General features: G+C 41.9%; 13 protein-coding genes, 1 pseudogene and 1 riboswitch. Of the genes and pseudogenes, 13 read left to right on the forward strand and 1 reads right to left on the reverse strand.

Annotation, left to right across the window (positions count from 1 at the left end):
* The 5 genes from BSG1_RS16265 to BSG1_RS16280 form a co-directional block, all read left to right on the forward strand.
* Positions 1-931, forward strand: a 931-nt coding sequence (locus BSG1_RS16265; protein WP_006838247.1) for an electron transfer flavoprotein subunit alpha/FixB family protein, incomplete at its 5' end; no start/stop codon positions are given.
* A gap of 386 nt (positions 932-1,317) precedes the next feature.
* Positions 1,318-1,632: a thioredoxin gene (trxA, locus tag BSG1_RS16270; protein WP_006838248.1), complete on the forward strand. Its 315-nt coding sequence runs from the start codon at positions 1,318-1,320 to the stop codon at positions 1,630-1,632.
* Between the two features lie 429 nt (positions 1,633-2,061).
* Positions 2,062-3,834 (forward strand): excinuclease ABC subunit UvrC, encoded by a 1,773-nt coding sequence (gene uvrC, locus BSG1_RS16275; RefSeq protein ID WP_006838249.1) that lies wholly within the window; start codon positions 2,062-2,064, stop codon positions 3,832-3,834.
* A gap of 276 nt (positions 3,835-4,110) precedes the next feature.
* A complete protein-coding gene (locus tag BSG1_RS20975; protein ID WP_156791509.1) occupies positions 4,111-4,251 on the forward strand; it encodes a hypothetical protein in 141 nt (46 codons plus the stop codon).
* A gap of 295 nt (positions 4,252-4,546) precedes the next feature.
* A riboswitch (Lysine riboswitch) is annotated at positions 4,547-4,725 on the forward strand.
* Positions 4,726-5,018: 293 nt separating this feature from the next.
* The gene (locus BSG1_RS16280) at positions 5,019-6,263 is read left to right on the forward strand and encodes an aspartate kinase (RefSeq protein WP_006838252.1); all 1,245 of its coding nucleotides are present in this window, start codon (positions 5,019-5,021) and stop codon (positions 6,261-6,263) included.
* A 56-nt stretch (positions 6,264-6,319) separates the two neighbouring features.
* Here the strand turns inward: BSG1_RS16280 and BSG1_RS16285 are convergent, their stop codons facing one another.
* The gene (locus BSG1_RS16285) at positions 6,320-6,763 is read right to left on the reverse strand and encodes a YslB family protein (RefSeq protein WP_044023044.1); all 444 of its coding nucleotides are present in this window, start codon (positions 6,761-6,763) and stop codon (positions 6,320-6,322) included.
* A gap of 504 nt (positions 6,764-7,267) precedes the next feature.
* On the opposite strand from BSG1_RS16285, the gene BSG1_RS16290 reads away from it, so the two are divergent.
* The 8 genes and pseudogenes from BSG1_RS16290 to BSG1_RS16325 all read left to right on the forward strand — a co-directional run.
* Complete coding sequence (locus BSG1_RS16290; RefSeq protein ID WP_006838254.1) at positions 7,268-7,876, forward strand: succinate dehydrogenase cytochrome b558 subunit; 609 nt, start codon at positions 7,268-7,270, stop codon at positions 7,874-7,876.
* Positions 7,877-7,945: 69 nt separating this feature from the next.
* Positions 7,946-9,706, forward strand: a complete 1,761-nt coding sequence (gene sdhA / locus BSG1_RS16295) for a succinate dehydrogenase flavoprotein subunit (RefSeq protein WP_006838255.1) — start codon at positions 7,946-7,948, stop codon at positions 9,704-9,706.
* A gap of 2 nt (positions 9,707-9,708) precedes the next feature.
* Entirely contained in the window at positions 9,709-10,473 is a 765-nt protein-coding gene (gene sdhB, locus BSG1_RS16300) for a succinate dehydrogenase iron-sulfur subunit (protein ID WP_006838256.1), read from the forward strand.
* 524 nt (positions 10,474-10,997) lie between these two features.
* Positions 10,998-11,468: an acyl-CoA thioesterase gene (locus tag BSG1_RS16305; protein WP_044023045.1), complete on the forward strand. Its 471-nt coding sequence runs from the start codon at positions 10,998-11,000 to the stop codon at positions 11,466-11,468.
* A gap of 196 nt (positions 11,469-11,664) precedes the next feature.
* Positions 11,665-11,889 (forward strand): helix-turn-helix domain-containing protein, encoded by a 225-nt coding sequence (locus BSG1_RS16310; RefSeq protein WP_006838260.1) that lies wholly within the window; start codon positions 11,665-11,667, stop codon positions 11,887-11,889.
* A gap of 199 nt (positions 11,890-12,088) precedes the next feature.
* Positions 12,089-12,529, forward strand: coding sequence for a MarR family winged helix-turn-helix transcriptional regulator (locus BSG1_RS16315; RefSeq protein WP_006838261.1), 441 nt, complete (start codon positions 12,089-12,091; stop codon positions 12,527-12,529).
* Between the two features lie 15 nt (positions 12,530-12,544).
* Positions 12,545-13,345 (forward strand): glutamate racemase, encoded by an 801-nt coding sequence (racE, locus tag BSG1_RS16320; protein WP_006838262.1) that lies wholly within the window; start codon positions 12,545-12,547, stop codon positions 13,343-13,345.
* 610 nt (positions 13,346-13,955) lie between these two features.
* Positions 13,956-14,323 (forward strand): annotated as a pseudogene (locus BSG1_RS16325) (sporulation protein); the annotation flags it as partial.

Consider the following 14,323-nt stretch of genomic DNA (forward strand, 5'->3'; position numbering starts at 1 on the left):
AAACGTTTCTTTTGAAGCGGTGGCAGCAGGAAAGACAGTTGCTGAAGGCGGAGAAGTAGTTGGGGTTTTATTGGGCAGTTCTGTAAGCGCTTTAGGTAATGAACTGATCCAGTATGGTGCAGACAGAGTCGTTGTAGTCGAAGACGAAAAACTGAGCCAGTACACTTCAGATGGCTACTCGCAAGCACTGATGGCTGTCATCGACCAGGAAAGTCCAGAAGGAATCATTTTCGGTCACACCGCACTAGGAAAAGACCTTTCTCCTAAAATTGCGAGTAAATTAGGTTCAGGATTGATTTCAGATGCTACCGAATTGGAAGAAGCAGGCGGAAACCTTGTATTTACCCGTCCAATCTTCTCTGGTAAAGCATTCGAAAAGAAAATCGTTACAGACGGCCTTATTTTCGCGACAATTCGTCCGAATAACATCGAGCCGCTTGAGAAAGATGAATCCAGAAGCGGTGATGTGAGCTCTGTATCAGCAGAAATTAAAGACCTGCGCACTATCATTAAAGATGTTGTCCGCAAAGCAAGTGAAGGTGTAGACCTTTCCGAAGCGAAAGTGGTCATTGCCGGCGGACGCGGAGTGAAAAGCACGGATGGTTTTGAACCATTGAAAGAACTTGCAGATGTTTTAGGAGGAGCTGTCGGTGCTTCCCGTGGTGCTTGTGATGCGGATTACTGCGATTACTCCCTTCAAATCGGGCAGACAGGTAAAGTTGTAACTCCTGACCTATACATCGCCTGCGGTATCTCTGGTGCGATTCAGCACTTGGCAGGTATGTCGAACTCGAAAGTCATTGTTGCAATCAACAAAGATCCTGAAGCAAGCATTTTCAATGTAGCTGACTATGGCATTGTTGGTGACTTGTTTGAAGTAGTCCCAATGCTTACAGAAGAATTCAAGAAGTTAAAAGTAGCTTCTTCATAAGCACGAAAAGGCAGCTGTTCAAAAGAGCAGCTGCTAATTTTTTTCTGAAAGATTGCACAGCTCCTTCAGAGGGTAATATTATAATATACCGTCTGAAGTGTAGACCTTATGCCTCTTTGTTTATTAGGATTCAGCTTTCCAATGTGATTTATCCATTTGCTTGTTTAAGCGAGCTGATTGGAACGGAAGATGTGCGGTCTCCTACAGGTTTAGCGGGACGTCTGGTTCCAGCGCTAAGCCCTTGAAGTTGCGCACCTGGAGTGGAACTCTGAATGAATAAACAAAGGAAAACAGGGTAAATTACCTGCGAGGCATATTTATAGCATCATCAAATATTCGATGATATACTGACGGTAACTTTGAAAGATAATTGGAGGCGAATATAAATGGCTATTACACATGCTACAGATCAAACATTCAAAAACGAAGTAAGTTCAGGTTTAGTACTTGCAGATTTCTGGGCGCCTTGGTGTGGACCTTGTAAAATGATTGCGCCGGTACTGGAAGAACTTGATTCCGACATGGGCGATAAAGTAAAAATCGTTAAAGTCGATGTTGACGAAAACCAAGAAACAGCAGGAAATTACGGTGTTATGAGTATACCGACACTAGTCGTTCTTAAAGACGGAGAAGTGGTTGACAAAGTCATCGGCTTCCAGCCAAAAGAAGCTCTTGCAGAAATGTTGAACAAACACGCATAATTAAGAGATTTTGATAAAAGAAACGGGCCCATAGGTTCGTTTCTTTTTTATGTATGGTAGAGGATTGAGGACCTTCCAGGGAAGCCGAATTCGCCAGAGGATAATTTTTGTTTTTGGGAGACAGCTAAGATTCAGAAGTCCGGCGTGCTCCGGGGAAAGTTCCTTTAGAGAGATTCTAGATGAAACACCCAAATCTAATCGAAGGGCGAGTTTTGGTCTTATAAAAATTCATGAGGCACAAAATGTCCTCATTGAGGAGGGATTTTGGCAAACAAGAAGTGACTCCTTCTTCAGGATAATTCGGATATTGCATTCTTTTTCCAAGGGTTCTCCAGTTGACCTAATTCGACTAATTGCCTATGATTATTGAAGAAGTTTTACTGTATTCCGTTCATTTTATTAATGGGAAGCCGCAGGGGGTGAGTATAAATGAACGAGATTATTTCACATAAATTGGCACTGCTTCCGGACCAGCCGGGATGCTACCTGATGAAAGACAGGCAGGGGACTGTCATCTATGTTGGTAAGGCAAAAGTGCTGAAAAATCGGGTGAGGTCTTATTTTACAGGATCTCATGATGGAAAGACACAGAGACTCGTCGGTGAGATAGAGGATTTCGAATATATCGTTACATCTTCCAACTTGGAAGCATTGATTCTCGAATTGAATCTGATCAAGAAACATGATCCCAAATATAATGTCATGTTGAAGGATGATAAGAGCTATCCTTTTATCAAACTGACAGCTGAACGCCATCCGCGGCTCATCATTACCCGCAATGTAAAAAAAGACAAGGGTAAGTATTTTGGGCCATACCCAAATGCGGGGGCGGCGAACGAAACGAAAAAGCTGCTCGACAGGATTTATCCTTTGAGAAAATGTGATAATCTGCCTGACAGAGTATGTCTGTACTATCATTTGGGGCAGTGTCTCGCTCCGTGCGTAAAAGAAGTTGAGCCTGAGACATACAAAAAGCTGACAGATGAAATTTCACGTTTTCTTAATGGCGGTTATAAAGATATTAAAAAAGAACTGAATGAAAAAATGGCCGAAGCGGCAGAAAACCTGGAATTTGAAAGGGCAAAAGAATTCAGGGATCAGATTTCGCATATTGAAGCAACGATGGAGAAGCAGACAATGGATATTGCTGACTTCACTGACAGAGACATTTTTGGCTATGCTGTGGATAAAGGCTGGATGTGTGTCCAGGTATTTTTTATCCGTCAAGGGAAGCTGATTGAACGCGATGTCTCTTTGTTCCCGATTTACGATGAACCGGCTGAGGAATTTTTGACGTTTATCGGGCAGTTCTATTCAAAGACCAACCATTTCAAACCGAAAGAAATCAACCTTCCGGAAGGCATTGATGAATCGATCGTATCCGAACTGTTGGATGTGAGAACGACACAGCCTAAGAAAGGGCAAAAAAAGCATCTTGTACAGTTGGCAGGGAAAAACGCAGAGATTGCTCTAAAGGAAAAATTTGCATTGATTGAAAGAGATGAAGAAAGAACGGTAATGGCGGTAGATAAACTTGGTGAGGCAATGGGTATCTATACTCCACACCGAATTGAAGCGTTTGATAACTCTAACATCCAGGGAACTGATCCGGTCTCGGCCATGATTGTATTTCTTGACGGAAAGCCGGAAAAGAAGGAATACCGCAAGTATAAAATCAAGTCTGTCAAAGGACCTGATGACTACGATTCAATGCGTGAAGTGGTCAGGCGGAGGTACACAAGAGTACTTAAAGAAGGTCTCCCTCTCCCGGATTTAATCATCATCGACGGAGGGAAAGGCCAAATCGGTGCTGCAAAAGAAGTGCTTGAATTGGAATTGAATCTTGATATTCCTGTTGCCGGACTGGCGAAGGATGATAAGCATCAGACATCTGAACTACTCTATGGAAATCCGCTTGAGATTATCCCTCTTGAAAAAAGAAGCCAGGAGTTCTATCTTCTGCAGAGGATCCAGGATGAAGTACACAGATTTGCAATCACCTTCCATAGACAGCTGCGCGGCAAAACCGCCTTTTCCTCTATGCTTGATGAAGTAAGCGGAATCGGACCGAAAAGGAAAAAGCAGCTGCAGAAAACATTCGGTTCCATGAAAAAAATGAAAGAAGCTTCTCTCGAAGAACTGACAGAAGCGGGTCTGCCAAAAGCGGCTGCCGAAGAATTGATGCAGAAGCTGAAGGAATAGCTCTTGATCACTCCGTCTTTTAAGGTGGGGTGTTTTTTTATTGCATTTTGGGTGAGTTGTTTGAGAACTAAAAGGAAATGGTGCGACAATTAAACACCAGTAGAAATGATGCTGTAAAAGAGTGACAATTCATACATGAGATCATTAACGAGTAAAGAATGATGCCTGAAATGTGCGTCTATTCATACACGAAACGAACACTACTGCAAAAATGATGTAGGAAAAGAGTCAGAATTCATACATGGAATCAGTAACCATGCGGAAATGATGCCGGAAATGTGCCACTATTCATACACGAACCCGGGCCAATTGAAAAATGATGCTGGAAAAGCGCTTCGATTCATACATGAAATCAGTAACCATGCGGAAATGATGGCGGAAATGGGCGACTATTCATACACGAACCGGGCCAATTGAAAAATGATGCCGGAAAAATGCTTCTATTCATACATGAACCGAGGACAACTGAAGAATGATGTAGTAAAAAAAATCAATTCATACATAAAACGAGTAACCATGAGAAATGATGCCGTAAAAAATGCCTCTTATCAAACATGAAACAATGATTCTTTAATTCAAACAGTCCCCCGTGAATCACCTCGAGATTTATTCCGTCAAAAAAGATCACTAGAAAACATAAAATTATGATTGTCAGCCTTTTTATTGTGTGTTAGAATGAATGAAAATTTTATAAATTATCACTTTATATACAAGTGGTGATAGAGGTGCGGACTTTCATCAGTAGATGCTTCGAGGAGTATGGGCTCTTATGAAGGGTATCGAAAGGGAAATTCGCCGAAGTGGAAGCAGGCTCATATCTGTTTGCGCTGGTTCTGTGTTTAAGAGATGCAGGATTGTCAAGATTAACAGTCTTGGAGAGCTATCTCACGTGGAACCTGCATAATTTTGCGATTTCACAGGCAATGAGATACTATCTCATTGCCTTTTTTATTGAGGTTTGTTTTTCATGGTGACCGTTATTCTTGCACTTATACTTAACTAGTTTGTTCAAAAGACCAGGAAAAATAGCTCGTGAATATGTTCGTCAGCTTGCTGTTCCGCGCCTTAAGTAATCCAAAATACACACTGGTGCTGAGCTGCACTTCCTTGAAAGTCACGGCTATTTTAATCCTCCTTTTTGAACACAGACTGAAATAACTTGATTAGGAAATGAGGAAGAGAATGTGGGATTGATTGTTCAGAAATTTGGAGGCACCTCTGTCGGTGATATTGAAAGAATCAAAAATGTAGCCGGCCGTGTCATTGATGAGAAAAAGCAAGGCAATGATGTAGTGGTGGTTGTATCAGCGATGGGAAAAACGACGGACGGACTTGTGGATTTAGCTTACCAAGCTTCTGCCAAACCAAGCAAGAGAGAGATGGATATGATCCTGACAACGGGAGAGCAGATTACCATTTCCCTGTTGACAATGGCATTGCAGGAAATGGGCTACGATGCCGTTTCCATGACAGGCTGGCAGGCAGGAATTGAAACGGAGGGCATTCATGGAAATGCCAGGATCACGAACATTAACACGGAAAGAATCAATCATAATCTCTCGGAGAACCGTATTGTGGTGGCAGCTGGATTCCAAGGTTTGGCTGATAATGGAGAAATTACGACGTTAGGACGCGGGGGATCGGATACGACAGCTGTGGCGCTTGCCGCTGCTCTTAAAGCTGAAAGGTGCGATATATATACCGATGTCGACGGAGTCTATACTTCCGACCCGCGTTATGTAAAGAGTGCCCGGAAGCTTGCTTCGGTAGCTTATGATGAAATGCTCGAATTGGCTAACCTGGGCGCAGGTGTTCTTCATCCGCGTGCAGTTGAGTTTGCCAAAAATTACGGTGTCCCGCTTGTGGTAAGATCCAGCATGGAAAAATTGGAAGGTACAATTATTGAGGAGGAAGTATCGATGGAAACAGGTTTGATTGTTCGGGGAGTAGCATTTGAAGAGGAAATTATCAGGATGACGGTATTAGGGCTTCAAAATGAGATCACAAGCCTTTCATCGATTTTCACAACTCTTGCCCAAAACCACATCAATGTTGATATCATCATTCAAAGTAAAACAGAAACAGACAGTATCAATCTTTCTTTCTCCATCAAGAGAAATGATTTGGAGGAAGCGATTGAGGTCCTTCAGAGCAACAGGGAAGAACTTGGCTTCAGCAGTATTGAACATGAGAGCGGCCTTGCAAAGGTATCCATCGTTGGATCCGGCATGATTTCTAATCCAGGTGTTGCCGCACAAATGTTTGAAGTGTTAGCTAAGAACGAGATTCCTATCAAAATGGTAAGTACATCTGAAATCAAGGTTTCTGCAGTGGTGGATGAAACGCATATGCTGAAGGCGGCAGAAGTCCTTCATACAGAATTCAATCTTGATAAAACTGAAAAGCCCCAAAAAGTTTCAGCAAAATAATGAACGTAAAAAGCTTCCCTGATCCATAAAGGGAAGCTTTTGTGACTTTTGCATGCCTACTCTATCTTATCCTTTAAATCACTGCGGACAATAATTTTGACCGTTTTCGATCTCTTATGGATTTCTTCAGCAGCTTCTGTGACGACTTTTTTTTGAGATTGGACTTGCTCGGCTAGAAAACCTGCTTCCATTTTGAATGAAATATCCGTTTTTAATGCTAATCTTCTTTCAATAAAGGGACCTGATAAGATGAAAATTTGTTCATCTTTTTTATCATCTGTTAAGCTCAGCTTCCCCCATCCGGCTTCTAGGAAAAAGGCCTCCATTTCCTCAAGGGAAACAAGTGGAAATCTCCTTGCAAGGCTTTTGCCGCCCCAATATAAAACGTCTGTCGTGTGCTTGCCAAGAATTTCAGGGAGAAGTATATCCCTCATTAATTCGTATCCAAACAGGGGTACGGCTTCCATCTCCCTGTTATTTTGATCTTTGCTGCTTTCCAAAAGTAATCCCCTCTTTCTATATGGCTCTCTTCCTGTGCACATGTAAGAGAGTTATTATCTGATTATTTTCCACTGAATAGTAAAGATATTCATGAAATTACTGTATTTATAATTTTTTCCAGTGCATCAACAATCTTCTATTAATCTATTATAAACATGGTGAGAGGCAAATAAAAATCCGTAATGCAAAAATAGTAAGGATGGAATGTTTTACCGACATAATGTTTATTTTTACAAGGGCAATTTTTACTCCTTGAGAACAGTGTATCCGTTCGCTTTTTAACCTGTTTGAACTTGAAAGGCATATTATCAATATATTAAAAATATTTTTGCGATATCATCGAATTTTATGTATACGTTTTCTTGACGCACCTCAAACATGGGAGTAAAATGAACTTGTCACATTTTTGTTATAATATGAAAATTTGCAGAAGGTTTATACCTTGAATAGTATTGTTGAAATTTTATTTTATGCATTTTTTCATCACTAAGGGGGGTATATCATTGGCTGGAAATCGAGAGTTTAATTATCGCAGGCTTCATTCATTGCTAGGTGTTATTCCAGTAGGGATATTCTTAATTCAGCACTTAGTAGTCAATCACTTTGCCACAAGAGGCGAAGAAGCATTTAACAATGCAGCACACTTTATGGAGAGTTTACCTTTCCGGATTGTACTTGAAACATTCATCATCTTCCTTCCATTGTTGTTTCATGCTATTTATGGTTTATATATAGCCTTTACAGCAAAGAACAATGTAAGCAGATATGGTTATTTCCGTAACTGGATGTTCCTGCTTCAGCGTATATCCGGTGTCATCACATTGATCTTCATTACGTGGCATGTTTGGGAGACAAGGGTAGCAGCTGCATTCGGAGCGGAAGTGAACTATCAAATGATGGAAAACATTCTTTCAAATCCATTTATGATGGGCTTCTATATTGTCGGCGTTATCTCTACTATCTTCCACTTTGCTAACGGTTTGTGGTCTTTCCTTGTGAGCTGGGGAATCACAGTATCACCTCGTTCTCAAGTAATCGCTACTTACGTTACAATTGGAATCTTCGTAGCTCTTTCCGTTGTCGGAATCAGAGCACTATATGCTTTTGTTTAATTCAAAATTCTATTAATTAGATATTGCTAGACTCGATAGGTATTTTTGTAGGAAAAGGAGTGAGTCTCGATGAGTAAAGGAAAAATCATCGTTGTCGGCGGCGGTTTGGCCGGCTTGATGGCTACAATAAAAGCAGCAGAAGCAGGAGCGCCGGTAGATTTATTTTCATTAGTGCCTGTTAAGCGTTCTCACTCTGTTTGTGCACAAGGTGGTATTAACGGTGCGGTAAACACTAAAGGGGAAGGAGATTCTCCTTGGGAACACTTTGATGATACGGTTTATGGAGGAGACTTCCTTGCGAACCAGCCTCCTGTAAAGGCAATGACAGAGGCTGCGCCGGGAATCATCCATTTGCTTGACCGTATGGGTGTTATGTTCAACCGTACACCGGAAGGACTGTTGGATTTCCGCCGCTTCGGTGGAACACAGCATCACCGTACAGCATTCGCTGGTGCTACTACTGGTCAACAGCTGTTATATGCACTTGATGAACAGGTTCGCCGTCATGAAGTAGCAGGACTTGTCAATAAATATGAAGGCTGGGAATTCCTTGGAGTCATCATTGACGATGAGGGAGTTGCCCGCGGTATCGTTGCACAAGATCTTAAAACAATGGAAATCAAATCGTTCCCTGCAGATGCAGTCATCATGGCAACAGGGGGACCTGGAATTATCTTCGGTAAATCCACAAACTCTGTTATCAATACAGGTTCTGCTGCATCAATCGTTTATCAGCAGGGTGCATACTATGCAAATGGAGAATTTATCCAAATTCACCCGACAGCGATTCCGGGAGACGACAAGCTTCGCCTCATGAGTGAATCTGCACGTGGTGAAGGCGGACGTGTATGGACATATAAAGACGGTAAGCCTTGGTATTTCCTTGAGGAGAAATATCCTGCTTATGGAAACCTTGTACCGCGTGATATCGCGACTCGTGAAATCTTTGACGTCTGCGTTAATCAGAAACTAGGTATTAATGGTGAAAACATGGTATACCTGGATCTTTCTCATAAGGATCCTAAAGAGCTTGATATCAAGCTTGGCGGTATTATTGAAATCTATGAAAAATTCATGGGAGATGACCCTCGCAAGGTTCCTATGAAAATCTTCCCTGCCGTTCACTATTCCATGGGTGGATTATGGGTAGATTATGATCAAATGACAAACATTCCAGGATTGTTCGCTGCTGGGGAATGTGATTATTCTCAGCACGGTGGTAACAGACTAGGAGCCAACTCCCTGCTTTCTGCCATCTTTGGCGGTATGGTAGCGGGTCCAAACGCTATCAAGTACATGAATGGTCTTGAGAAGAGCGTGGAAGAGCTTCCTTCTTCATTATTTGAGCGTTATGTTCAACAGGAAGAAGAGAAATGGAATGAGATCATTTCCATGGATGGAACTGAAAATGCGTATGTTATCCATAAAGAGCTTGGTGAGTGGATGACAGATAACGTAACCGTTGTTCGATACAATGACAAGCTTAAAGAAACGGATAATAAAATTCTTGAGCTGATGGAGCGTTATAAAAATATTAATATCAATGATACTCAAAAATGGAGCAACCAGGGTGCAATGTTCACTCGCCAACTTGGTAACATGCTACAGCTTGCTCGTGTCATCACAATCGGTGCCTTGAATCGTGACGAAAGCCGTGGTGCCCATTACAAACCGGACTTCCCGGACCGTAATGACGAGGAATATCTGAAGACAACAATGGCGAAGTACAATGCAGAAACAAATACACCAGAATTCCATTACGAAGAGGTAGATACATCGTTGATCCCGCCGCGTAAGCGCGACTACACTAAGAAAAAAGGGGGTAAATAAAGATGAGTGAAAATAAAACAGTCCGCTTTATCATTACTCGTCAAGACAGCCCTGACACTGAATCCTATACGGAAGAATTTGAACTGGCGTACCGCCCGAACATGAACGTCATTTCTGCATTGATGGAAATCCGCAGAAACCCTGTGAATGTCAAAGGTGAGACAACAACTCCAGTCAACTGGGATATGAACTGCCTTGAAGAGGTCTGCGGAGCATGTTCCATGGTGATCAACGGAAAGCCGCGCCAATCCTGTACGGCACTGGTCGACAAATTGGAGCAGCCAATCCGTTTAGCCCCGATGAAGACTTTCCCTGTGGTACGCGATCTGATCGTTGACCGCAGCAGAATGTTCGATTCTCTTAAAAAGGTTAAAGCATGGGTGCCGATCGATGGAACGTATGACCTTGGACCAGGACCTCGTATGCCTGAGAAAAAACGTCAATGGGCTTACGAGCTATCCAAGTGTATGACTTGCGGAGTTTGCCTTGAAGCTTGTCCGAATGTGAACTCTAAATCAGACTTCATTGGACCTGCCCCGCTTTCCCAAGTCCGCTTGTTCAATGCGCATCCAACCGGAGCAATGAACAAAGATGAGCGTCTGGAAACAATCATGGGAGACGGTGGGCTTGCCAACTGTGGTAACTCTCAGAACTGTGTGCAATCATGTCCTAAAGGAATTCCATTGACTACGTCAATCGCTGCCCTGAACCGTGATACATCTTTCCAAATGTTCAAGAACTTCTTCGGAAGCGACAATATGGTTTGATTCTTTTTTCCAAAACCGCAGGCTGCGTGCCTGCGGTTTTTTTGATTCATCATTTGGCTAACCCATAGTGTGTAACGCGAAAGGAGGGGATAAAGCGAAAAGGAACTATAAAAACACGCTAATATACTTCTCACGGAAGCGACGGACATGAACGCAGAAGAGTACCGCAATGGTGTGCCTCTCCCAGGAAGCGGGTACATGAAAATGGAGAAAACTCAAAATGATGTACGTCGCTTGGAATGCAAAGAACCTAAAAATAACAGAAACAACGGTTCTGAAAGCTACACAGCCAGCGTTGAAGAAAACATATTACCATAAGTTTCCTTAAGCTCTTCCTCCTATGATTTTGACCACCTCCAGGAATCCCAGATACAAAACAACATAATTTTCCTTTCTTCTTCCAATAGAAAAATATATAATAGTAAGAAAAGAATGAACATTCATTCATTTGCATTGAAGATTCATTCTGAACCGCATTTGGTTCGACTAAACCTTAAAACAAGCAAATGTATAGGAGGGGCAAAATCATGAGAATTACATATATTGATGATATGGAGCAGTGGAAAGATCAATTTGAATTTTTTATCGGGATAAAAGTCAGGTTTTCCGAAACTGATATGTTTGGGCATTTGAACAATACCGTTCCATTTACGTATTTTGAAGAAGCAAGAATAGAATTTTTTAAGAGCAAAGGGTTCATGCAGGAGTGGGTGCATCCGGAAAATGAAACGATTCCGGTAGTAGCCGACCTTCAATGTGATTTTTTAAGACAGGTATTTTTCGATCAAACCATACGGGTATATGTGAATGCAAACAAAATTGGATCATCCTCAGTCGATCTTCATTATATGGGAATGGATGAGCGTGATAGAGTTTGTTTTACTGGCAGAGGAACGATGGTGCAGATTTCTAAGAAGACAGGAAAGGGAGTACCTTGGACGGAAGAGATGAAGTCCAAGTTGTCCAGCACCGAAAAATTGACTAAAAGCTGTTGATTATTCAGAGCAGACAGGCTTTGAGCTGTATTTTGGAAAGCCGGATGTCTGCGGGTAAAAAATAACCTTGCCTATTTTGCTATTTAAAGCCGCCTCTATGTCACTCTACACCAATGGTTCACATATGATATCGTGACGACCGACAATACCCATCCCCGCGGTTTAAAGCTGGCGAAGGCAAGGAGGGTTACCATAATTGAAGGACAATGAATTTACACACAAACCGTTGCTTACCAAAAGAGAAAAAGAAGTGTTCGAGCTGTTAGTCCAGGACAAAACGACTAAAGAAATCGCTGGTGAACTTTTCATCAGTGAGAAGACAGTTCGGAACCACATTTCCAACGCCATGCAAAAGCTTGGAGTGAAGGGGCGTTCTCAAGCTGTTGTAGAGCTTCTTCGCATGGGGGAACTCAAGCTTTAAAGATAACCGGCTGCCTCAAGAGGACAGCCGGTTTTAATTTTATTAATATCATAAAATGTAAAACTTAAATTATGTCGAAATCAGCAATAAAATTTAAAGAAGATATTTACCTATAAAAGTTACTTGAAAAATGTCGAAAAAAAGGCGACAATGCTAAGTATATAACTCGTACGAATAGGTATTGATAGGAGTGGCTCGGATGAACAACAAATCTCAGGATATGGAAATCTTTGCTGATATTGAAAAAGATTTGCGTTACATATCATCAATCATCAAACAAAAAGGGAGAGAAATCCTAAATCAGTATTCCATTACGCCTCCACAATTCGTTGCTTTGCAATGGCTGTTTGAGGGTGGGGATATGACCATTGGGGAATTATCAAATAAGATGTACCTGGCTTGCAGCACTACTACTGATCTTGTGGACAGAATGGAAAAAACAGAATTGGTAGAAAGAGTGAAAGATAATAAAGATCGCCGGGTAGTAAGGATTCATCTCCTTGAAGAAGGGGAAAGGATCATTGAAGAGGTAATTGAGAAAAGGCAGCAATACTTGCAGGAAATTCTCAAAAACTTCTCTGGTGAGGAAATTAAAACACTGAATGCTAATCTATCTAAACTTCATCAAGAAATGAAATGAAAATGAGGGAGATTTGTGGATCAACCTATAGGTATCATTGACTCAGGTGTTGGAGGATTGACGGTGGCCAAGGAAGTCATGCGTCAGCTCCCTAATGAGACGATTTTTTATTTGGGCGACACCGCCCGCTGCCCATATGGACCAAGGACAGCAGAGGAAGTAAAGAAGTTCACATGGGAGATGGCGGCCTTCTTAATGAACTATAATATTAAAATGCTTGTGATTGCATGCAATACGGCGACCGCAGTCGTATTGGAGGAACTTCAGGACATGCTTCCGATCCCTGTAGTGGGCGTTATCCAGCCAGGAGCTAGAGCGGCCCTGAAACACAGCCAAAACGGCAGGATTGGTGTATTGGGCACTGTAGGAACAGTGAACAGTAAGGCATATGACAAAGCTATACATTCTATTAATGATTCGATAGATGTAACGTCCCTTGCCTGCCCTAAATTTGTACCGTTGGTGGAAAGCGGTGAATACGAAAGTAAATGGGCAGTGGACATCGTTAATGAGACTCTTGTGCATATGAGGGAGGAACCAATTGATACACTGATTCTCGGATGTACTCATTACCCCTTGCTCCAGCCAATCGTCCAAACAGTAATGGGACAAGAGGTAAAGGTCATTAATTCAGGGGACGAAACAGCAAGAGAAGTCAGTGCCATCCTGGATTACCAGGGGATGCTCAATAAAAAGAAGGCCAAACCGCAGCATATTTTCTTCACAACAGGCTCCAAACGGATCTTTTCAAAAATCGCGCTGGATTGGCTGCAATTGAAACAGATAGAAACAAAAACCATTCTTCTCGGGAACTAATCCCGGTGAAAGATGGTTTTTTGTTTTTTTCATTTAAAGCGGGGTAAGCTTTTGATTTTTTTGGCTTGCAAACAAAACACATAAGAATATAGAGTGATGTTGTTTTTAATGATTATTCACAGACAACATTTGTTCTGTTCCTATTTTTTTAATAGGTTATCAATAACCTTGTCATAGAATTCATCACGTGTCTTAGTTATAAACTTTCATAGTTTCAGTGATGAAAGATATGGTTGATTGAAGCGGAGGGTGGGCGACCTCCTGCGGGATTAGCTGGACAGGGCGCTTCCATTTTTTATACAGGCGAAGCCGAGGAGGCTCACCGCCCGCCCTGCGGAGTCGCGCACCTGGAGCGGAAATCTGACAACACCGTACCAACATTCAATTTCTAAACTTTCATCAAGAAGTTAAAATGAAGCCCAGAGTTTAGAAATTACTTTGTCTTTTAAAAAGGTATTGATTAAGCAGAAATCAACCATCCACCTCCCCAAAAACAAGTGAACCTTTTTTCTAAAGAGATAAGGCTTTATGAAATTTCTATCCTTTTTTCGGTCTAATTTTTAAAAAGGGCTCGTATACATATAGTACAAACTGTCTGAGGAGGGTTCCCATGTCAAAGAAAACAAAAGCAGCCATTGCGCTTACTGTGCTAACTTCATCTGTATACCTTTCAGGGTGCGGATTATTGGGAGGCGGCGAAAAAGCCAAAATTGATCCGCCGGCTGATGTATCGTATTTGGAGGAAGGCGAAAAGGTTGATGTTGCGAAAGAGAACAGTGAAGGTGAAGTGACTTCTTCGACTTCAACAGAAGAAGCTGAAGCGACCGGAAGTGTAATGACAGAATTATACTTAATAGATTCAAACGGATATGTCGTGTCACAGACGATGGCCTTGCCTAAAACCGAGAGTATTGCGAAACAAGCTTTGGAATACCTTGTAGCGGATGGACCTGTACAGAATATGCTTCCAAACGGGTT

Source organism: Bacillus sp. SG-1 (assembly GCF_000181495.1).
Taxonomy (GTDB): domain Bacteria; phylum Bacillota; class Bacilli; order Bacillales; family Bacillaceae_B; genus Rossellomorea.